This is a genomic window from Natronoarchaeum sp. GCM10025703 (assembly GCF_042661985.1).
GTDB lineage: Archaea > Halobacteriota > Halobacteria > Halobacteriales > Natronoarchaeaceae > Natranaeroarchaeum.
This window is the reverse complement of record NZ_JBHSZF010000001.1, coordinates 621,819-641,488: the sequence shown is the minus strand read 5'-3', so window position 1 is coordinate 641,488 and position 19,670 is coordinate 621,819. Positions and strand designations below refer to the sequence as shown.

Annotated in this window: 12 protein-coding genes, 1 tRNA gene and 7 pseudogenes; 10 read left to right on the top strand and 10 right to left on the bottom strand. The window is 63.6% G+C overall.

Going from position 1 to position 19,670, the window contains the following annotated elements:
• Positions 1 to 215: 215 nt before the first annotated feature.
• Positions 216 to 291: transfer RNA gene (locus ACFQH2_RS03530), tRNA-Arg, on the bottom strand.
• Between the two features lie 92 nt (positions 292 to 383).
• Here ACFQH2_RS03530 and pspAB point away from each other — a divergent pair.
• Positions 384 to 994, top strand: a pseudogene (gene pspAB, locus ACFQH2_RS03525) (PspA-associated protein PspAB).
• A 6-nt stretch (positions 995 to 1,000) separates the two neighbouring features.
• Here pspAB and ACFQH2_RS03520 read toward each other — a convergent pair.
• Positions 1,001 to 4,039 carry an alpha-amylase family glycosyl hydrolase gene (locus tag ACFQH2_RS03520; protein ID WP_377056871.1) on the bottom strand — a complete coding sequence of 1,013 codons (3,039 nt, stop codon included), beginning with the start codon at positions 4,037 to 4,039 and terminating at the stop codon, positions 1,001 to 1,003.
• Between the two features lie 357 nt (positions 4,040 to 4,396).
• Between ACFQH2_RS03520 and radA the strand changes: the two genes are divergently transcribed.
• From radA to ACFQH2_RS03505, 3 genes are all read left to right on the top strand, one after another.
• A complete protein-coding gene (gene radA / locus ACFQH2_RS03515) occupies positions 4,397 to 5,431 on the top strand; it encodes a DNA repair and recombination protein RadA (protein WP_377056869.1) in 1,035 nt (344 codons plus the stop codon).
• A gap of 144 nt (positions 5,432 to 5,575) precedes the next feature.
• The gene (locus tag ACFQH2_RS03510; protein WP_377056867.1) at positions 5,576 to 8,608 is read left to right on the top strand and encodes an FAD-binding and (Fe-S)-binding domain-containing protein; all 3,033 of its coding nucleotides are present in this window, start codon (positions 5,576 to 5,578) and stop codon (positions 8,606 to 8,608) included.
• 202 nt (positions 8,609 to 8,810) lie between these two features.
• Positions 8,811 to 9,089 (top strand): DUF5789 family protein, encoded by a 279-nt coding sequence (locus ACFQH2_RS03505; protein ID WP_377056865.1) that lies wholly within the window; start codon positions 8,811 to 8,813, stop codon positions 9,087 to 9,089.
• Here ACFQH2_RS03505 and ACFQH2_RS03500 read toward each other — a convergent pair.
• A pseudogene (locus tag ACFQH2_RS03500) lies at positions 9,090 to 10,116 on the bottom strand (DUF5784 family protein).
• Positions 10,117 to 10,243: 127 nt separating this feature from the next.
• On the opposite strand from ACFQH2_RS03500, the gene ACFQH2_RS03495 reads away from it, so the two are divergent.
• Positions 10,244 to 10,417 carry a DUF5786 family protein gene (locus tag ACFQH2_RS03495; RefSeq protein ID WP_377056861.1) on the top strand — a complete coding sequence of 58 codons (174 nt, stop codon included), beginning with the start codon at positions 10,244 to 10,246 and terminating at the stop codon, positions 10,415 to 10,417.
• 28 nt (positions 10,418 to 10,445) lie between these two features.
• Here the strand turns inward: ACFQH2_RS03495 and ACFQH2_RS03490 are convergent.
• From ACFQH2_RS03490 to ACFQH2_RS03480, 3 pseudogenes are all read right to left on the bottom strand, one after another.
• Positions 10,446 to 11,131: pseudogene (locus ACFQH2_RS03490) on the bottom strand (hypothetical protein).
• Positions 11,128 to 12,035, bottom strand: a pseudogene (locus ACFQH2_RS03485) (NAD(P)H-binding protein). Before ACFQH2_RS03485 ends, ACFQH2_RS03490 begins: the two co-directional pseudogenes overlap by 4 nt.
• 81 nt (positions 12,036 to 12,116) lie before the next feature.
• Positions 12,117 to 12,976: pseudogene (locus ACFQH2_RS03480) on the bottom strand (YkgJ family cysteine cluster protein).
• A gap of 124 nt (positions 12,977 to 13,100) precedes the next feature.
• Between ACFQH2_RS03480 and ACFQH2_RS03475 the strand changes: the two are divergent.
• The 4 genes and pseudogenes from ACFQH2_RS03475 to ACFQH2_RS03460 all read left to right on the top strand — a co-directional run bounded on the left by ACFQH2_RS03475 (position 13,101) and on the right by ACFQH2_RS03460 (position 15,866).
• Positions 13,101 to 13,316, top strand: a complete 216-nt coding sequence (locus ACFQH2_RS03475; RefSeq protein WP_377056853.1) for a DUF7561 family protein — start codon at positions 13,101 to 13,103, stop codon at positions 13,314 to 13,316.
• 120 nt (positions 13,317 to 13,436) lie between these two features.
• Complete coding sequence (locus ACFQH2_RS03470; RefSeq protein ID WP_377056851.1) at positions 13,437 to 13,607, top strand: hypothetical protein; 171 nt, start codon at positions 13,437 to 13,439, stop codon at positions 13,605 to 13,607.
• 84 nt (positions 13,608 to 13,691) lie between these two features.
• Positions 13,692 to 15,556: pseudogene (locus ACFQH2_RS03465) on the top strand (helicase C-terminal domain-containing protein).
• 97 nt (positions 15,557 to 15,653) lie between these two features.
• Positions 15,654 to 15,866, top strand: coding sequence for a YgaP family membrane protein (locus tag ACFQH2_RS03460; RefSeq protein ID WP_377056847.1), 213 nt, complete (start codon positions 15,654 to 15,656; stop codon positions 15,864 to 15,866).
• A 72-nt stretch (positions 15,867 to 15,938) separates the two neighbouring features.
• On the opposite strand, the gene ACFQH2_RS03455 is transcribed toward ACFQH2_RS03460, so the two are convergent.
• Both ACFQH2_RS03455 and ACFQH2_RS03450 read right to left on the bottom strand, forming a co-directional pair.
• The gene (locus tag ACFQH2_RS03455; RefSeq protein ID WP_377076454.1) at positions 15,939 to 16,142 is read right to left on the bottom strand and encodes a hypothetical protein; all 204 of its coding nucleotides are present in this window, start codon (positions 16,140 to 16,142) and stop codon (positions 15,939 to 15,941) included.
• Between the two features lie 299 nt (positions 16,143 to 16,441).
• Positions 16,442 to 16,690, bottom strand: coding sequence for a hypothetical protein (locus ACFQH2_RS03450; RefSeq protein WP_377076453.1), 249 nt, complete (start codon positions 16,688 to 16,690; stop codon positions 16,442 to 16,444).
• Positions 16,691 to 16,725: 35 nt separating this feature from the next.
• On the opposite strand from ACFQH2_RS03450, the gene ACFQH2_RS03445 reads away from it, so the two are divergent.
• Positions 16,726 to 17,199, top strand: a complete 474-nt coding sequence (locus tag ACFQH2_RS03445; protein WP_377056841.1) for a cupin domain-containing protein — start codon at positions 16,726 to 16,728, stop codon at positions 17,197 to 17,199.
• Position 17,200: 1 nt separating this feature from the next.
• Here the strand turns inward: ACFQH2_RS03445 and ACFQH2_RS03440 are convergent.
• Both ACFQH2_RS03440 and ACFQH2_RS03435 read right to left on the bottom strand, forming a co-directional pair.
• Positions 17,201 to 18,304 (bottom strand): annotated as a pseudogene (locus ACFQH2_RS03440) (class I SAM-dependent methyltransferase).
• A gap of 30 nt (positions 18,305 to 18,334) precedes the next feature.
• On the bottom strand, positions 18,335 to 19,465 hold the full coding sequence (locus tag ACFQH2_RS03435) for a 60S ribosomal export protein NMD3 (RefSeq protein WP_377056837.1): 1,131 nt from the start codon (positions 19,463 to 19,465) through the stop codon (positions 18,335 to 18,337).
• Positions 19,466 to 19,670: the final 205 nt, after the last annotated feature.

The window sequence follows — 19,670 nt, the reverse complement described above, 5'->3', positions numbered from 1 at the left end:
GCTTCACTCGTCGCGTTCGCTCCTCGTAGAAGCGGGCACGCTGGGAGTGAGCAAACCGGAGGTTTGCGAACATCATCGTGCCCGCGAATGACCGCAGGGAATGAGCGGGCACGATGGGATTCAGAACCGGAGCGAGACTCGCTTCGCTCGTCTCGCAGGGCTCGAATCCATCTCTGTTCGTACTTTGTTCCTCGCGTTCGCTCGTCGCAAAAGTACGGGCACGATGGGATTCTGAACCCACGACCGTCGGATTAGAAGTCCGACGCTCTATCCGGACTGAGCTACGTGCCCTCACCCACTCGTAACCGGGCGGCTTTCAAAAGCGATTGGGTTTCCCGACGAGAACGGTCAGCATTATGCCCACGGCGACGAACCACCGAACGATGGGACTGTTCGACAGCATCCGGAGCGTGCTGGGAATCCGCGCCGAGCGGGACGCGACGAGCGACGCCGACCCGGACGACCTGTTCGGGATGAGTACCGCCTACGTGACGATGGAGGCGAATCTCGGGTTCGAGCCGACGGGCCACGCGGCGCTGTGTTTCGGCGACGTCAACAGCCACGAGTTCGCGGGCACCGTCAGCGACGTCCGAAACATTCTGGCGACCAGTGAGGCCGAAACGGGCACCGTCTCGCGTTTCGTCGACGACGACCACGGCTACCGCTGGGTCGTCTTCGAGGACGACGGTGACTTCGAGGATCTGGTGACGAACGTCTACTTCGCGGCGGACACCTTCATCGAGGAGGGGTACGGATCGCGCCTGCTCGCGGCCGTCTTCGCGTTCGAGCGCGACGGGCAGCCGGGCGACTGGATCTACTCGTTCCGGCGGGGAGCTTCTATCCGTTCGCGCCGAAGCCGAACGCCTCCCACGAGCGGGACAACCAGATCGAACTCAAACTCCAGAGCGTCCTCGACGGCGAGCTAGATGTGGAGTCGGACAAGGAGTACTGGTACCCGCTCTGGCCGAGTGACGGGCGACATCCGTGGGAGTAGCGGGGGTCAGTCGATCGATCGGAACGGGAGCCGCGCCACACCGTCGACGAAGGGGCGCAGGGCGTCGTCGCGGTCCACGCCCGCAGGCGTGATCAGGTCGACGACGTTCGGGGGCGTCCCGTTGATCTGACCGCTGCCAAACGTCCAGTCGGTCGCCTCCGTGGTGGTCTGACGAACGTCGTACTTGTTCTTGCCATCGTAGCCCGCGACCAGCGGGACGAGTTCGACCTCCCGGAGGTCGGGCAAGTCGTCCTTGCTGACCCAGACCAGCACGGCGTCACGGTCGGTGAGCACCTCCGCGCCGCCAGTGCCGACCAGCGAACCGTGGCCCGTCTCGACGCTGACGAGCCCCTCGGGTCGTGCGAGTACCCGACGCTGGTACACCGACTCGAACGTGGCGTTGACTCCGGCGGCGGCGTTGAGCGCTCCGTACCCGGTGTCGGGGTCGCGGACGTACACCTGCGGGAACTGGAGCGAAAAGCCCCGCTTGCGGTTCCAGACGTTCTCGATCGCGTCGAACTCGAAGACGAACTGGTAGCTATCGGCGAACTCGCGGACCTCGAAGCGCCGGAGGTCAAAACACGCCTCGGAGAACGTCTCGTGAGTCGGCATGGCGTACGCGTTCCGGCGGCGGTACTTGCTGTCGTTACGCCACTGGACGATCGGATCGCCGAGCGGATCGAACGTCGGCGTTTCGAGCACGGCGATCGTCTCGACTTCGACGGGCACCGTCGTTCCGGTGCGTTCGACGGCGACATCCTCGCCAGTGAGGAGATCGGTCGTGTCGACCGCGGCGGGGAGTTCGACGGTGGCCGGGTCGCCGTCCTCGAAGTTGACGACGACGACTGCACGCTCGGGACCCGACACGTCGTCCATATCGCTCGCGTCCCGGCCGAAGACGAGGACGTGGTCCTCCGTGCGGAACCAGACGTCGTCGAGGTCGGCAGCGGGCTTGAGCGCGTCGAGGTCGTGATACCGGTCGATAACCGTCTCGTAGAACTGGAGGTGCTCCTCGTCGTACTGGTCCCAGTTCATGAACGCGCGCTGTTTGCCGCCCGCGCGGACATCGTTCTCACGAGGGTCGCCCGCACCCAGATGCCGCCCCTCGCCGTGTCGGCTGATCGCACGCTCTTGCCCGTAGTAAACGAACGGAACGCCGGGAAGGGCAACGCTGGCGGCCCAGCAGGCCCGCTGGACGTGTTCGGGGTTCTCGTACGCGCCGGCGGAGAGCGCCTCGTTGAGGAGGCGCTTCTCGTCGTGGTTCTCCGTGGCGTTGAGTAGCCGGGTGTAGTCAGGGAAGCCTTTGTCCGCGCGTGCTTCGACGGCGTCGAGCAGTTCGAAGGCGTCGGCCTCGCCACGGGCAACGGCGTGGGCCGTTTCGGTGTAGGAGGCGGTGTCGAAGTGGGCGTCGAACTCGTTTTCGGCGAACTCGGAGTCGTGCGGAATCGTCTCGTCGAGCATGAGGAACTCGCTGTTGTTCCCGCGAACGATCTCGCGGACGTCCTTCCAGAAGTCGTGGGGGACGCCCCAGGCGATGTCACAGCGGAAGCCGTCGACGCCGATTTCGCCCGACCAGAAGTCGGCGGCCGCGAGCATGTGCTCGCGGACGGCCAGGTTATCGTAGTTCCAGTTCGGCATGTGCAGGTGATCGTAGAAGCCGGTCACCCGCGGTTCGGGTTCGACCTGATCGCCGGTGCGGTCGTGGCGGGACTGGTGGACGCGGTGGAACCAGTCGTAGTATTTCGAGTCCTCGTCCCAGGCGTCGATAAGCGGCCACTCGCCGTCGCGGTCGGTGATGCCGTCGATCGAGGCCTGGAAGAAGTCGTGGTCCCGGCCGCAATGGTTCGCGACGAGGTCAAACAGCACCTTGATATCGTGGTCGTGACAGGCCTCGACGAACGTCTCGTAGGCCTCGATCGGCGTCTCGCCGGCGGGTGCCAGGTCAGGAGCCACGTCGAAGTAATCGAGCGTGTCGTAGCCGTGGGGGCCGCCGCCTGACAGGTCTTCGCTCCCACTGACCGAGGGGACGACCGGCGTCAGCCAGACGACGTCGACGCCGAGGTCGTCGAGATAGGACACCCTGTCGGTGAGGACGCCGAAGTCGGTCTCGCCGCGTTCGCCGTGGAACGAGCGAGTGAATATCTCGTAGACGACACTCTCGTCGAGCCACGTAGGCGGGCGGTTGGGCAGTTCCACGGTGCCATCCGGCGATAGCTCGACGGTATCGACGACGCTCGGCAGGTTGCCGTCGTATGCCACGGCGTGGATACGGGCGCTGTCGCCGTCGAGTGCCTCCACTGGGACGCGAGCGGTGGTATCGTCGACTGTCATCTCTGCCTCGGAGAGGCTATCGCGGTCGTCGACGAGGAACGTCACATCGAGTGCCAGCGTCGGCCCGTCACGGCTGGGCGCGAGTTGGGGTGTCGCCTCAACGACGAACTCGTCGTCTTCATGCGTCGCGTCGAGTTCGACACGTGGCTGGCCCGCGTTCTTGTTGCTCGGTTCGGGGAACGCGTGCACTGTCTGTTCGTACACACCGTCAGACCGCGCTTCCGACGAGGACCGCAAACCGTTGGTTCGCTCGCTCTCGGGGGCGGCCAGTTCCAGGGTGTACCGGCCCGGTTCGTCGGGGACGAACTCGGTGGCGTGTCCCCGGCCGTGATTGTAGCGGGGTTGTTCCTCGTTCGTCGCCGTCGAGAAACTGAGTTCGGCGGAACTACCCGTTGGCCGGTCTGCAATCGACCACTCGAAATCGTCGTCGTCGTACTCGGTAGGGTCGTGGCGAAGGACAGGGAGTCGCGGACTGAAGTGATCCCTGTTCCTGAAGTCGCCGGTGTCGCTCCCGTAAATCGCGCCGACGAATGCCGGATTGATGATCTCTGAGCCGACCGTTACGACGCGTGGCTGGCCGGGATGGAACGATTCCGCCCCGGTGGCGGTGTAGTGCTCGAACGAATCGACCGTCGGGCAATCGTTCCGGTCGGTTTCGCCGCGGCCTGTGCGAGTGTCCGATCCGTGCTCGGAGCTGTCTTCGTTTTTACTCATAGGGAAGTGTTCTGCAGGGGAGGGGAGCCGGTATGGCTCGAAACGTGGTAGTGTCGGCCATGAAAGTCGAAAGTCGCAGTCGGCATCGCAGAGGGACTCGAACGGCTAGTCCCGACGTCTGGCTGACAATGAACCGTTTTGTCGTTGAATGTTTGCCAAACGTTCACAGGTTGCCTGATAAGTCCACGTATATATATTATTTCCTTTCAGTTTGTTAAGGATACTATATGCTTTATTTTAACAAATATACTAGCTATAGCAAAAGTGTCGGCCGGCGAAATCGCTGCTCCGCTGTCAGTTTCACTTTCACTAAGGTGTTAACGGAGGTTTATGTAGGGTCGGGCGCAACGGGAGTGTATGGCAGCAAACGAGGATCTAGAGGAACTCCCCGGCGTCGGTCCGGCAACCGCAGAGAAGCTTCAGGAGAACGGTTTCGACTCGTATCAGGGACTGGCAGTCGCCAGCCCCGGCGAACTCAGCAATACCGCCGACGTGGGGGAAAGCACGGCCTCCGATATCATTCAGGCCGCCCGCGAGGAGGCCGACATCGGTGGCTTCGAGAGCGGTGCGCAGGTACTCGAACGGCGCGAGGAGATCGGCAAACTCTCGTTTAATATCGACGAGGTCGACGAGCTGCTGGCCGGCGGCGTCGAAACCCAGTCGATCACCGAGGTGTACGGCGAGTTCGGCTCCGGGAAGTCCCAGGTCACACACCAGCTTTCGGTCAACGTCCAGCTTCCCAAAGAGCACGGCGGCCTCCACGGCAGCGCGATCTTCATCGACAGCGAGGATACGTTCCGCCCCGAGCGGATCGACGACATGATCCGCGGACTCGACGACGAGCTCATCGCCGCGACGATGGAAGACCGCGGTATCGAGGGCGAACCGGGCGACGACGAAGCGATGGAGGCACTGCTGGAGAGCTTCCTCGACAACATCCACGTCGCAAAGGCGTTCAACAGCAATCACCAGATCCTGCTCGCCGAGAAGGCAAAAGAACTGGCGGGCGAGAGTCAGGACGACGAGTTCCCGACCCGCCTGCTCTGTGTCGACTCGCTGACGGCCCACTTCCGTGCGGAGTACGTCGGACGGGGGCAACTCGCCGAACGCCAGCAGAAACTGAACAAGCACCTGCACGATCTGATGCGCGTCGGTGACCTCAACAACACTGCCGTCCTCGTCACCAACCAGGTCTCTGCGAACCCCGATTCGTTCTTCGGCGATCCGACCCAGCCGATCGGTGGGAACATTCTCGGCCACACCTCGACGTTCCGCGTCTACCTGCGCAAATCGAAAGGCTCGAAACGGATCTTCAAGCTCGTCGACGCACCAAACCTCGCCGACGGCGAAGCGATCATGCGCGTCGAAGACGAAGGGCTCGTCCCCGAGTAATCGGCTAGCAATCGAGGAGCAGTACAGGCGGAGCGACTCGTTTTTGTTTGTGTGATAGTCCTCGCTACGATACCCCCGCTTACTGGTGCCTTTACGCAGGTTAAAGTGTACGAAAAACAATGTACATGACGATTGGAAGGCAAGATGAGCGACACCTATCAGCCAGATTCGGCACGAGATATCGACGTGGCGGACGATCCTCGGGCCGACTACGACTATCAGAGCGACGAGGTCGAACGTCCGGATCTCGTCGACGATCTCGAAGCGCTGGTCGACGGCGATGTGCGATTTGACTCCTACAGTCGGCAGTTATATGCGACTGATGCGAGCGCATACCAGCAGCTACCGATCGGAGTTGTCTCGCCGAGATCGACCGACGACGTACAGGCAGTGATGGAGTACTGTGCCGACAACCAGATCCCAGTGCTACCGCGTGGTGGCGGGACCAGCCTCGCCGGACAGGCTGTCAACGAGGCGGTCGTACTGGACTTCAAGCGCCACATGGACGGGATGCTCTCGATGGACCCGGACGCGGGGCGGGCCCGCGCACAGGCGGGGATCACCCTCGCACGACTCAACGACCATCTCGAAGAGCACGGACTGAAATACGCCCCCGACCCTGCGTGGGGCGACAAGAGCGTGCTCGGTGGCTGTATCGGCAACAACACGACCGGCGCACACTCGCTGAAATACCACAAGGCGGACGGCTACATCGAGTCCATCGAGACTGTACTCGCCGACGGAACGGTGACGGAGTTTGGCTGGGTCGACGTGGACGACCTCGACGACCTCGCTGGAACCGACGACCTCGAAAGCCGGATTTACGCCCAGGTCGCGACGATTCTCGACGAGCACACGGACGAAATCGAGGCTCGCTACCCCGACCTCAAGCGCAACGTCTCGGGCTACAACCTCGACAGACTCGTCAAGGACGTCGACGACCGGGGACAGATCAACGTCGGACGACTGCTGGCAGGCAGCGAGGGCACGCTGGCAATCGTCACCGAGGCAGAAGTCTCCCTGGAACCGATTCCGGACGAGACGTCTGTCGTCCTGCTGACCTACGACGACGTCCTGTCGGCGATGCGTGACGTCGCGCCGATCCTCGAACACGATCCAGCGGCGGTCGAAGTGATGGACGACGTCCTGCTGGATCTGGCGCGGGACACGAGCCAGTTTTCCGATCTCGTCGCCACACTTCCGGACGGAACAGCTTCGACGCTACTGGTTGAGTTCTACGCCGACTCGACGGAAGCAGGCAAACAGAAAGTCGCGAACCTGCTGGCCGACCGCCTACCCGACCACGACGCCGAAATCGACCCCGAGGACCCGACGACTACCGACGCGCCGATCAACGCCGTCGACGCGCTGGAGGCGTACGATCCGGACCGCCAGGCGAAGTTCTGGAAGATGCGCAAATCCGGCCTCCCGATCCTGCTCTCGCGGACCGGCGACGACAAACACTGGCCGTTCGTCGAGGACACCGCCGTGCCTGCCGAGAACCTCCCCGAGTACGTCGCCGACATCCAGGACGTCTTCGAGGAACACGACACCTTCGCCTCCTACTACGCACACGCCGGTCCTGGCGTGTTACACATCCGGCCGCTTCTGAACATCAAATCCGAGGACGGCATCAAGACGATGGCGGAAATCTCCGAAGCGATCACCGACCTGGTCGTCGAGTACGACGGCTCCATCTCGGGCGAACACGGCGACGGACGGGCCCGCACCAGGTGGAACAAGAAACTCTACGGCGAGGAGCTATGGGGTGTCTTCCGCGAGATGAAGTCGACGTTCGACCCCGACGGTCTGCTCAATCCGGGCAACGTCTGTGGCGAGCACGACCCGACGGAGAACCTCCGCTTCGACCCCGAGTACAGTTTCGACGCCGGCTTCGAGCCAGAACTCAACTGGGAGAACGACAACGGCTTCCAGGGGATGACGGAGCTCTGTCACGGCTGTGCGGGCTGTACCGGCCACCAGGAGACGACCGGCGGGACGATGTGTCCGACCTACCGAGCGACCGACGAGGAGATCACCTCGACCCGTGGCCGGGCGAACATGCTCCGGAACGCGATGAACGGAGAACTCCCCGACGAACTGTTCTCCGACGAGTTCGTCAACGAGGTACTCGACCTCTGTATCGCCTGCAAGGGCTGCAAGAACGACTGCCCGAGCGGCGTCGACATGGCGAAACTCAAGGCCGAAGTGACCCACGAGTACCACCAGCGCGAGGGAATCGCGTTCCGTGATCGGCTGTTCGCCAACGTCGAGACGCTGTTCAAACTCGGCAGTACGTTCGCGCCGCTCTCGAACGCGGCAATGAGCGTTCCCGGCACGGACTGGGTGATGGAGAAGACGGTCGGCATCGCGAGCGAGCGGGACCTCCCCGTGTTCCACCGGAAGACGTTCCGCAAGTGGATGCGCTCGCGCGGTGGCTCGACGGTCGCCGAATCGGAGGCCGACCACAAGGCCCTGCTGATCGCCGATCCCTACACCGACTACACGCATCCTCACGTCGGGAAAGCCGCCGTCGAGGCGCTGGAGGCCGCAGGCGTACACGTCCGCGTCCCCGACGACGTCACCGACAGCGGCCGCCCGGCGTTCTCGAAGAGTATGCTCGATTACGCAAAAGAGACGGCGCGGTCGAACGTCGACGTACTGGCACCGCTGGTCGAGGATGGCTGGGACGTGGTGTCGGTCGAACCCTCCGACGCCGTGATGTACCAGTCGGACTACCAGTCGTTGCTCTCGGGCGAGGACGTCGACGCAGTCGCGGCAAACACCTACGGCGTCTGTGAGTATATCGATCGGTTCGAACTCGACCGGGGCATGGAGTTCGACGCCGGCGAGGAGTCGCTGACGTACCACGGCCACTGCCAGCAGAAGGCGACGCGAAAGGACCACCACGCAGTCGGCGTCCTCCGGCGGGCCGGCTACGAGGTCGACCCGCTGGACTCGTCGTGCTGTGGCATGGCCGGAAGCTTTGGCTACGAGTCGGAACACTACTCCATGAGTCAGGCGATCGCCGACACCCTGTTTGGGCAGGTCGACGATTCGCCGACAGAGCAGGTCGTCGCGCCCGGTGCGTCCTGTCGGACACAGCTATCGGATTATGAAGAGCAACACGGCAAGCCACCCCACCCGATCGAGCGCGTCGCCGAGGCGCTGGCCTAACGTATTGCCACGGCCAGATTGCTCACGGATGGAACCGGCTCACTGGATCGGGGCTGTACACGACTTCTGTGCGTTCTGATGAGAAACGTGTGGCGTGTTACCATTCGACACTAGAGGACATACAAGGAATATCAGGGTCTGCAATCCCACCGGTCATCATTATAGAAAAGTTTTATAATGATCTTTCACCGAAGAACAGTTGATGACGACCAACGCTACCGAAATGCTTACCGACAACGATTTTCCGATGACGTCCGAACAGTTGCTCGAACGCTACGGCGACGAAGAGCTAGAGCTCTCGAACGAGACGGTGCGGGAGGTCCTCGAACGGACCGGGTCGGAGAATTACGAACACAAAGAGGACGCCGAGTTCGCCATCTACTCGGGCGTTAGCGAGAAGGCAATCGGCCGGAAGGGGTACAGCGACCGTGATCCGACGCCGCTGGGGAGTCCGTACGGTCCGGACCAGCGCTCTTTCTAGCTATTTATCGAGAATAGCGTCGACGTCGAGCGGGGGCGTCCCCGTGGCGTACCCGTCTACCGACCCCGACGGTCGCACGCGATAGACGACCGCCGGTCGATGGGGAGGTCGGGGCGTTCGCCTTTGATCGACGCCCACTCGTCCTCACGAAAACTCGAACAGTCCACGAACAGCACCGCATCACCGTTGTGCTGGAGTTGGCCCGTCGCCTTCGTCCCGGCAGTCTCTCGGACTGCAGCCCTCGGTGTGTTCGCGTTGCGGCGCGTCGGTGGCTGTGGTCGCGTCACTTCGACCAGCGTCCCCGAACCGCCGTCCGCTTCCATCGTATCACTGGCTCCTCCTCCCGGGCCCGGAAATCGAGCGAGTGGCCCGTCCCGACCTCGATCTCGGGCGTGATCTCGTAGCCGGCGTCAACCAGTAGCTTCGCGGCGTTGAACTCGCCCATCGCCGCAGTCATGCGCACTCTATCGAACACTTCGCTCGTCCCGAGTTTGCCCGCCATCGTTTCGCGGTACTCGTCGAGACGCCCCGTCGAAAGGAAGTCGTTGTAAAACGCCAGCGCGTCGTCGCTGTCGGCGTCGGGAAAACCGCTGGCGTGATCGTGAAAGAACGCCCGCGTCGTCTCGCGGCCGTCTTTGGACATGAATACGGGGAGGAAATACCACGAGAGGTGATCGTACGGTTCCAGCCACGGGTCCTCGTCGAGGAGTTCGGCCAGAAGCTCCCGCTGTGCCCAGCGGGCGATCTGGTGCGGTACGCCACGCCAGCCGTACTTTTCGGTTCGCCAAAGCGACTCCGGCGTCTCGGTGTTGCCAAGCCAGTAGCCGTGATCGTCGCCCCAGGCGAACAGCGCAAGGTCACCGTTGTCGACGTCGTACCGGCGGATATTCCAGTTGCCGGTCGGCTCGAATCGAGGCGTCGTTCGTTGCGCGCCGAGGTTGGCATCTAGCGGGTCGAAGATATCTCGTTCTGCGCGGGATGCCGTCCAGCGTTGGTCTGATCTGCGGAATCGAAGCGGGCTCGCCACGAAGAGAGCTGGTATCGGAGGGCTAAACCAGTTGTCCTCGACGGGATCGCTTCGTCATCGATCGAGTACCCGTTCAAACGACCGTTACATTAATATCCAATCATAACTAAGTATGTGAATACTTACCATGTCACTTGGATCCTACGACGAGGACGAACACGAACGTCGAGAGGAGAAAGCGAGCACGGTCGATGCGGATTTCGACGACGCCAGAGACGAGTACAACGGTACGATCGAGTACGACTCGGGCGAGTCGACCGAGGAGCTACTCGATACGTTCGAGCAGATCAAGTCCGACTAGCCGACGTGTTTTGGGGCCTCTCCCCGACTTATCTCAGCAGCGCCGTCGAGATAGCGACCGCACCGCCGGTCGCGAGGACGTGACCGACCAGGGCCACTACCAGCACTGGCCGATCCCAGACGAACGGGAGCAACGCAGCTGGATCGCCGCGAAGCCGACGTTGAGGAGGTCGAGTCGACGGTACGCCCGTGCGGAATCGGCGTCGAACTCGTAGCGGTAGGAGCGCCAGACCCCGACGACGCTCGCCCACCAACTCGTGCCGATCCGGTAGGCAACGTCCCACGCGATCAGCAATGCGAGGAAGACGACGAGCAGCGGCGGTTCGGCCCCGAACAGCCGTTCGAGGAGCGGCAGCGACGTCGTCTGCGGGTCGTGAACGAACAGATACGTCACGAGCACGAGGAACGCGACCAGACCGAGGACGACCTCGAAACTGGAGCCAAAGAGCGCGCTCCGGTAGGCGTCCGGCGGGTCGAGCGATCGGAGTCGCTGGCTGAAATGCAGCATGACGGCGCTGCCGACCGCCGCGACACCGACCGCGACAGAGCCAAAGGCGGCCGCGTACCACAGATCGTAGTAGAGCGCGCCGAGCAACACCGCCACCTCGAAGCCGATCAACTGGAGCGTGACCGCCGCCCGGTCGGAGAGGTCAAGACCGGGAATCGCTCCGACGATGCTCTCGTAGACCCATGCGTCACCGTACTCGACACTCATCGAGCGGCCTCCGGGTCGCTCCCAAAGGCGCGGCGGACGGCAGTCTCGAACGACGTATGTTCGACATCGACGAACTCCTCGATACGGTTTTCCCTGACGATAACCGGCGTCTTGAGCCCCGCAATCAGCGGCTTGGCGACGGACTTGGGCACGTCAGTGACGAACGTCACCCAGTGTGAGGAAAGCGTCGGAGAGAGTACCGGTATCGGGACGATGTAGACGGTTCGGCCCGCAATCTCGGCCGTCTGTCGAAGCATCTCCTGATAGGTCAACACGTCGGGACCGCCGATTTCGAAGCTCTCGCCGGCGGTCTCCGCGGCGTCGAGCACGCCCACCAGGTAGACGATGACGTCGTCGACAGCGATGGGCTGACAGCGGGTCCGGACCCATCTGGGAGCGATCATCACCGGGAGGCGGTGGGTTAGCTGGTCGATGAGTTCGAAGCTCGCGCTTCCTCGCCGACGATGACGGCGGCCCGGAGCGTCGTCAGATCGTAGGTGCCCTCGCCGAGTATCCGGCCGACCTCCTGGCGGGATCGGAGATGCGCCGAGACGCCGTCTGCCTCGTCGCCGGGGCCGAGCCCGCCGAGATAGATCAGGCGGTCGATGTCGGCGGCGCTCGCGGCCGTGGAGAAGTTCTTCGCCGCCCGACGATCACGCTCCTCGAAATCGCCGCTCGCCCCCATCGAGTGGACCAGATAGTACGCCGCATCGACGTCCGCAAGCGCCGACTCGAAGCTTCCCTGGTCCAGCAGGTCGCCCTCGAAGACGTGGACGTCGTCGGCGGGCGGGTCGTAGCTGGAGCGGTCCCTGACGAGTACGCTCACCTCGTGGCCGGCCTCGAGGAGCGCGGGAACGAGTCGGTGCCCCACGAAACCCGTCGCGCCGGTGACTAGAACGTTCATACGACCGGAACGGACCCGAGATGTATTAATTCACCTTGTCCGACGACGCTCCGCCCGCCCCCAGGCCAGTCAGAAGTGCGCTCACTCCCAGCCCGGCGTTCCGGGCGCGCCACAGTCGTCCTCGACTTCGGCGGCGACGTCTGGCTTCGGCGCGGGGCTGGCGAGCACGCCCGAGCGGTCTGTCCACTCCGTTATCGCGTCGTCGATCCAGGACGTTCTGGCGAGCGCCTGCTCGCGGTACTGCTCGTAGTGTTGCTCGTCGATAGCCGTCGTGGCGGGGCAGAGGCCGCGGCGACCGCGATACACTCCGCCCGGTCCTCGGGCCGAAGTTCGCCGTCGATGAGTCGGTCGATCAGCCCGTCTAGCCGCTCGGGGTCGGGGTGGACGAACAGTTTTTCGCCGAGGGCCTGCGGACCCAGCAGGAGGCCGTCGAGTTCGTCGGGCGGGTCGTCGTCAAGGAGACGCTCGCCGCCGAACGATGCTTCGACGCGTTCGCACATGGTCTCCTGGTCGAGGGCAAGGTTGTGGCCGGGATAGCTCGCACACTGGTCGGGATATCGGTCATCGTCGTGGATCCGACACTGGAGCGTGGTCGAGTCGAGGAAGACACAGCTACGAAGCCAGTGAGGGGATTGCTCGAAGGGACCGACGGGTTTGGTCACCTTTCGCAGACCGACGAAGAAGACGGGTTCACCTCCGACGGCGGCGAGTTCGTGCCCGTCGATGGTGACGCCGTCGTCGGCCGACCAGAAGCGGGGCGTCAACGCCGCGGCCGTCCCATCGGCGAGAAACGTCCGGATCTCCGTCCGCGTCAGCGGCGTGAGGTTATAGGTGTCATCGAGAGGCGTGTACGGGCCCTCGCGTTCGTGATCGACGTCGTCGTCGATCAGGGGACGCCAGTCGATACAGCAACCCGCACAGCCCTCACAGTTCACCTCCATGTGAGGAACTGCGAACGAGTCGACTAAACTCCGGGTGATGTGGCAAGCCTCCGGGCGAATAGCGATCAGTACCCGAACGGCCCCAGCAGAAAGTTTTCACGCGGGCACGCCCTACTGACCCGCGATGGGAAGTCAACCGTGTGATGGCTGCAGCCGAAACGTACGGATCGGCGGCGGCATCAGCGACTTCTGGACGTCGAAGCCGACGCCGACAGGCGGAATGACCCTGGAGTTCGAGGACAACACCGAGCATTTCCTGTGTATGGACTGCGTCGACGAACTGCCGGATTATCCGGACGCCGCAGATGTCGACGCCATCGAGCAGTATACGGGAGAGTGAGACGCCCCGAGAGATGGTCGGGGAAACGCCGTATCAACCGGTATACATGTCTTTTTCGGACTTTAGCTAGTCTCTCGAACACAAAGTATTTGCAAGCGCTCCGGCCAGCGGGAAGCACCGATGGCCCTACTCGATGAGATCAAACAACGATTCAAACGAGCATACGGAGCGTACGGCGGGCCACAGTTACACCACGAATGTCGACGGTGTGGCACGACCGTCACGCAGGAGAAAGACGGCTGTCCGACCTGTGGGTCGAGCGAAATCGCGCGTATCTCCGTAAAACAATAGGCCGTTTCCCTCGCCTTGCGAGCATCGACGTGGCGATTTTTCGGTTCCGCAACGTTAAGAACGAAGGGGAAGAAGGAAGAGACAGTGGATCCCGAGCGTATCTTCGAGGAGTTCCCTGCACCCGCATACCGTGGGAACCAGCAGGCGGCCCTGGGCGACATCCAGTCCGCCTTCGAGGACGGGAACGACGTCGTGCTCGTCCGTGCGCCGACAGGGAGCGGCAAATCCCTGCTTGCGCGTGCGATCGCTGGCTCTGCGCGTCGCGGCACCGAGGCGACACCCAGCCAGGCGACGAAAGCGTATTACACGACGCCGCAGGTCTCACAGCTAGACGACGTCGCCGAGGACGACCTGCTCGAGGATCTGAGTATCATCCGAGGAAAGAGCAACTACAACTGCATCCTGCCGGACGAGACGGAGACGCAGGTCGACCAGGCCCCCTGCGCCCGCGAGCGAGGCTACGACTGCTCGGTCAAACACCGCTGTCCCTACTTCTCGGATCGAGCCATCGCCTCGAACCGCCGAATCGCCGCGATGACGCTGGCGTACTTCATGCAGACCGCGGGATCGGACGTCTTCCGCAAACGGGACGTCTGCGTTATCGACGAGGCTCACGGCCTCGCAGAGTGGGCGGAGATGTACGCGACGACTCATCTCGGCCCCCGGACCGTGCCGTTCTGGGAGGACCTTCGGGTCCCCAGCCTCGACGGCACCGACGACGCCGTCGACTACGCCGACGCGCTCGTCGATCAGTGCACCACGCGCAAGGACGACCTGCTCAGGAAGGGCGATCTCACCGCCGAGGAGGCGGGCGAGCGCGACCGCCTGCAGGAGTTGATCTCCGAACTGAACTGGTTCGTCGAGGACTACCGCGACCCACACAGTGCGACGACGTGGCTCGTCGACCAGAGCGAGGACGACGGGGACTCCGACGGCGAGGGGGTGAGTCGAGCGACCCGAGGCGATCCTCGGCAGATCAAAGATCTGCCGGTGGGCCGGTGACGATCAAGCCGATGGATCCCGAACGATATCTCCAGCACACCGTCTGGGAGCGGGGCAACAAGTTCGCACTGCTGTCGGCGACCATCCTCAACAAGGAGGCGTTCTGTCGCGGGGTTGGTCTCGACCCCGATGACGTCGCGCTGGTCGACGTTGGCCACACCTTCCCGGTCGAGCACCGGCCGCTGTACGACGTGACTGAGAGCAAGATGACCTACGAGCAGCGCTCGGAGACCCTGCCGAAGGTGGCCCGGTCTATCGTCCGAATCATGCGGAAACACGACGACGAGAAGGGGCTGATCCACTGTCACTCCTACGACATCCAGTCCCGGCTTGCCGAGCGACTCCGCGAGTTCGGCGTCGGCGACCGGATCAGAACCCACGACCGCGAGCACCGGAACGCGGATCTGGACGCCTGGAAGGCCAGCGACGACGACAGCGTCTTCCTCTCGGTGAAGATGGAGGAAGCGCTGGATCTGGAGGGTGAGCTGGCCCGCTGGCAGGTGCTCTGCAAGGCTCCGTACCCGAACACCCGCGACTCCCGAGTCGCCCACCGACTGGAAGACGGCCAGTGGGACTGGTACTACCGGACCGCGCTCCGGACTGTGATCCAAGCGTGTGGCCGGATCGTCCGGTCGCCCGACGACTACGGCGCGACGTATCTGGCGGATTCGAGCCTGCTGGATCTGTTCGACCGAGCGCGTCACGACGTCCCCGAGTGGTTCGACGAGCAGATCCGGCTGATGGACCGCCCTGACCTCCCCGAGTTCGACCCCGATAAAGCGGGCGGCCGGGGCGGGGCCGGCCGGTCGACCCGTGGCTCCGGAACGTCGGGTGGGCGGTCGGGGAAGAACGATTCCGGTAGCAACACTACCCGGACGTCAGGCTCGGGGTCGGCAGGCCGCTCGTCCTCGAACAGCCCGATAGCGGATGTCTGGGATACTGAGTGAGGGTGCTGTGAAATCCGAGCGAGTACCGAGTGGGGACTGGCGACCGCCACCGGGAACTATTGTCAGAGCAAGCGTACTACCACTTGGAGGAGTAACCATGGAACAAAACGTCGGCGGCATCGATCGTACCGGACGCCTCGTCATCGGTATCGTGTTAGCCATCGCCGGGGTAGCGGCGCTCGCCGGCTACTGGGCGGCCGGAGCGGTCGCGGGCGCTATTGCACTGGTTATCGGCCTGGTCCTGCTCGTAACAGGAACGACGCAGAAGTGCCCCATCAACGACACAGTCGGCATCGACACTACCGAATGACGGCGACGATCACCCGAAGAGAGCGGACTCTCGGGACCTTTTCTTACTGAGCGGTCGACCCCCACGAAACGATTAGTACGCCGGAGACGTACTGCCAGTATGCGATCGGAGGAGCGAGCGATCACGGAACGAGCCACGGTCGAACAGTACGAGCCACCGGTGTTCGGCATCGAGCGCGAGATGTGGGTCGCGGAGGACGCCCAGACTGGCTGTACGGGGATCGGACGCGTCGAGCAGGAAGCGCTCGGGAATCTCGTCTCCCTGATTCTCACTCACGAGTCGGCCGCGATGGACGACGGCGAGTACCTGAAGCTACCGGGACAGGTACGAGAGAAGCGGTGGAGCGACGCTGGAGCGCGAAAGCGCCGCGGGCTTGTCGAGCGGTTCTTCGGGGGTTCTAGAGCACTGACGCGGTCATCGCCACGAGGGACGAGACCATCAGGAACGTCAGGAACAGCGCGAAAATCTGCTGTCGATCCATATACGACGGTACACGTTGGACCGTCATTAATCATGCGGCAAGCGGACGGAACGGGCTCTCGGGAGCTACGGACCGTTCTCCGGCGCTACGCCGGTCAGAGCGCGGTGACACGGCAGACAGACGCCATGCCGTCTTTGTCCTCCCAGCCGTGCTCCCGGAGCGAGCCTTCGAGCGTCGTGAACTCGACGCCGAAGCACTCGTGAGCGTACTCGGTTGGGACGTGATGGGGCTCGACGCCCTCAGCGAACGCTTCGATGCTCTGGGACCGATATCGGCTCTGAAGACAGCGGGACGACCACGGGACCCGGTCGCTACCGGGGGCGGCCGAATAGCTATACTGCACCCTGAAAAAGTCTCTACCAAGAGGCTGATAAAATCATGAAAATCAACGTCGATGACCTCGACTGGGACGAGTACGATAGGGAGGAAACGCGCTTCCGTCGCAAAGAACTCTCCAGCGCGGCCGACGCCGACGAACTCGGCTGTAGTCTCTACGAGTTAGCGCCAGGAGACCGGTCGTGGCCGTATCACTACCACACCGCCAACGAGGAGGCGCTCTACGTGCTCGCCGGCACCGGACAGTTGCAACGCGAGACGGGACTCGAACCGCTCCGTCCCGGCGACTTCGCGACGTTCCCGCCGAACGAGCGTGGCGGTCACCGGATCCTCAACGACGGCGAGGAGACGCTCCGCTATCTGATGTTCTCGACGATGAACGAACCGGACGTCACGCTCTACCCCGAGATGGAGAAGTTCGGCGTTTTCGTCGGATCGCCGCCGGGCGGACGCGAGGAACGGTCGCTCCATGGCTACTACAACATCGACGACGATGTCGACTACTGGGAGGAGTGACTCACTCGACGCGGACGTCACAGACGACGTGCCAGACGCCCTCGGCGTGGCTCTTGACGCGCCGTCGGCCGACGAACTCGACGCCACGCCCGGCCCGGTCGGCGGTGTCCTCGATCCGCGCAATGGGACGGTCCCACAGTCGCGACTCTGGCGTCGCCGCGTGGACGTGGACGATTCCACCCGAAGCGACGGCGTCGAACGCCGTATCGAGAAACTCGTGGGCCTCCATCGAGCGCGCCCCATCGTCGCGTTCCTGTCCGGCCTCGTCGCTGACGCCGTAGTAGCCCATCACGACGCGGTCCGCGTCCGAGACGTCGACGTCGCGACAGTCCGCACGATAGGCCTCGACGTTGTCAGTCACGTCGTTGAGCACGGCGTTCTCGATGAGATAGCGGTAGGCGCTCGGATTGATCTCCGCCGCGGTGACCTGTGCGCCGGCCCGGGCCATCGGGAGCGTGAAGTAGCCGATTCCCGCGAACATGTCGAAGACGCGCTCGGGGCCGTCGTGGTCGGTCGCCGTTGCGGGGGTCCTCGCCAGCGACGACGTCGGCCATTCGGACGCGTTCGGCCTTGTTGCCCGGCGAGAACATCACCTCACGAAGATCCAGCGCGTACCGGGTGCCGTGTTCGGTGTGGATCGTCTCGGTGTCGTCGACGCCGGCGATGACTCGACCGCTCGGCTCTCGGCGAACGCCGGAGACGCCGCCGTCGGCGAGGACGGTCTCGGCCTCGCCGTGGAGGTCGAGCAGTGCCTCGCCGACTTCCTCTTCACGGGGACAGTCCTCAAGCGTGACCAGAACGACACTTCCGATCACCGCCCACGAGGCTGGCGCACGCGCCACCTCCTCGTCGGTCCACCCCGCTCTGCGAGCAGGTCGGCGAGGTCGGGGGCGCGGAGTTCGGGATCCGTCTGGCGCACGACGTCGAGCACGCTCGTCGCCTGCGGCGGGTCGGTGACCGGGAGCGCTACGGTGCCGTCGTCGTGTTCCGTAACCATCCGGCCGTCGTCGTAGACACCCTCCGATCGGAGCGCCTCGATTGCCACCTCTGTTCGGGGTTTCTCGACGAGCGCGGCGAGGGCAAGTTCATCGCTGTCGCCGCTCATCGCACCCGACCTCGCTGGTCGCGTAGCCGGTCACTCATCGTCGTTTCGCTGCGACCGGTCGTCCTCGGGCAGGACGTGTAGCCCGGCACGGCTTTTCAGCACCGGGACCGTCTCGGCATCCGGATCGAGGTACTCCGGACGCGAAATCGTCTTCGCTCTGTATGTTTCAGGATCGAGCACCTGGACGGCATGCTCGTCCTCGACGGTGACGAGCGTGGTCTCCTCACCGTCGTCGATGGTGCCCAGTCGGCGCGCATCGGGCGAGTCGCCGTCCTCGTAGGACGCCTCGTAGCGCTCGCCGGTCGTCAGATAGGTGCCTTTCAGGTTTCCGCGGGCGCTGGTCACGAGGACCGGTCCTTCGTCGTCGTCTTTCGGGTCGATGACGTGGCCCGGCCGGTACGGCGGCAGGCGGATCGCGTAGGTCACCCGATACACCTCGTTGCCGTCCGAATCCTCGGTGACGAGCGTCTCGGCGTCGGTGAAGTTCCCACCGAACTCGTTGACGACGCGCTGGGAGACTTTCATCCCGATCTTGTTCGTCGAGAGGCGGATGTTCAGTCCGTCGTCGTTCTCCGTCATCTCCGTGACGAAGGCGTCCCGGTCGCCCGTGGCCTCCATCTCGGCGACGACCTCGTTTGCGATCTCTTTCGTGCGCTCGATCTCGTCCGAGGTTGGCGTCCGGTCGACGCCCCGCAACTGGACGATGCTGGCGTAGTAATCGCCGGAGATGCGGCCACAGCGCTGGCAGGTCTGTCGCGAGATTTTCACTGGCACGGTCACCTGCTCCTCGACCGGTTCGTCGCCGACGAGGCCGGTGAAGTAACAGTGCATCCGGATCGTCGTCTCGTCGACCTGCTCGGGTTCGACCTGCCAGGAGAACTCGTCGGTATCGATGTGGACGGCCAGCGCCTCGGTCACTTCGTCGATTGCGACGTCGGTGTAGTCCTCCGCGCCGATATCGACCCAGCGATTGCCACGGTGGACCGCGCCGCAGGTCGCACAGGCCAGCACCTGCACGCGGTCGGGCGCATCGATCAGCTCGAACTCGTCGAAGTAACAGCTATCGCAGATGGCGGCGTCGCCGCGGCGGGCCTCGCGGACCTCCAGTGGCGTCTCGATGGAGTCACCACAGCGCGGGCAGAACGCACGGGATTCACTCATTGAACGTCTGTACGCCCCTGTGGCGTTTAAGACCGGCGTTCCGACGACCGTTGCAGGTCTCGCATTCGCGGCCGGTCCGTAGTCGTCGACCTGTACCTCGCTGTAGTCGTCGTGATTGGAGAGACAGGGAAGTAGGCCCCACTGTTCGAAAGGATGCCCGTCCGAAGGGCGAATAGGGCGTCGTTGTTACCCGGTATGGGCTGGG

Coding starts and splice junctions, on each gene's coding strand:
- ACFQH2_RS03475 (WP_377056853.1), top strand. CDS start 13,101: ATGGGAAGTCAACCGTGTGATGGCTGCAGCCGAAACGTACGGATCGGC.
- ACFQH2_RS03470 (WP_377056851.1), top strand. CDS start 13,437: ATGGCCCTACTCGATGAGATCAAACAACGATTCAAACGAGCATACGGA.
- ACFQH2_RS03510 (WP_377056867.1), top strand. CDS start 5,576: ATGAGCGACACCTATCAGCCAGATTCGGCACGAGATATCGACGTGGCG.
- ACFQH2_RS03495 (WP_377056861.1), top strand. CDS start 10,244: ATGTCACTTGGATCCTACGACGAGGACGAACACGAACGTCGAGAGGAG.
- ACFQH2_RS03520 (WP_377056871.1), bottom strand. CDS start 4,039: ATGAGTAAAAACGAAGACAGCTCCGAGCACGGATCGGACACTCGCACA.
- ACFQH2_RS03445 (WP_377056841.1), top strand. CDS start 16,726: ATGAAAATCAACGTCGATGACCTCGACTGGGACGAGTACGATAGGGAG.
- ACFQH2_RS03435 (WP_377056837.1), bottom strand. CDS start 19,465: ATGAGTGAATCCCGTGCGTTCTGCCCGCGCTGTGGTGACTCCATCGAG.
- ACFQH2_RS03460 (WP_377056847.1), top strand. CDS start 15,654: ATGGAACAAAACGTCGGCGGCATCGATCGTACCGGACGCCTCGTCATC.
- radA (WP_377056869.1), top strand. CDS start 4,397: ATGGCAGCAAACGAGGATCTAGAGGAACTCCCCGGCGTCGGTCCGGCA.
- ACFQH2_RS03505 (WP_377056865.1), top strand. CDS start 8,811: ATGACGACCAACGCTACCGAAATGCTTACCGACAACGATTTTCCGATG.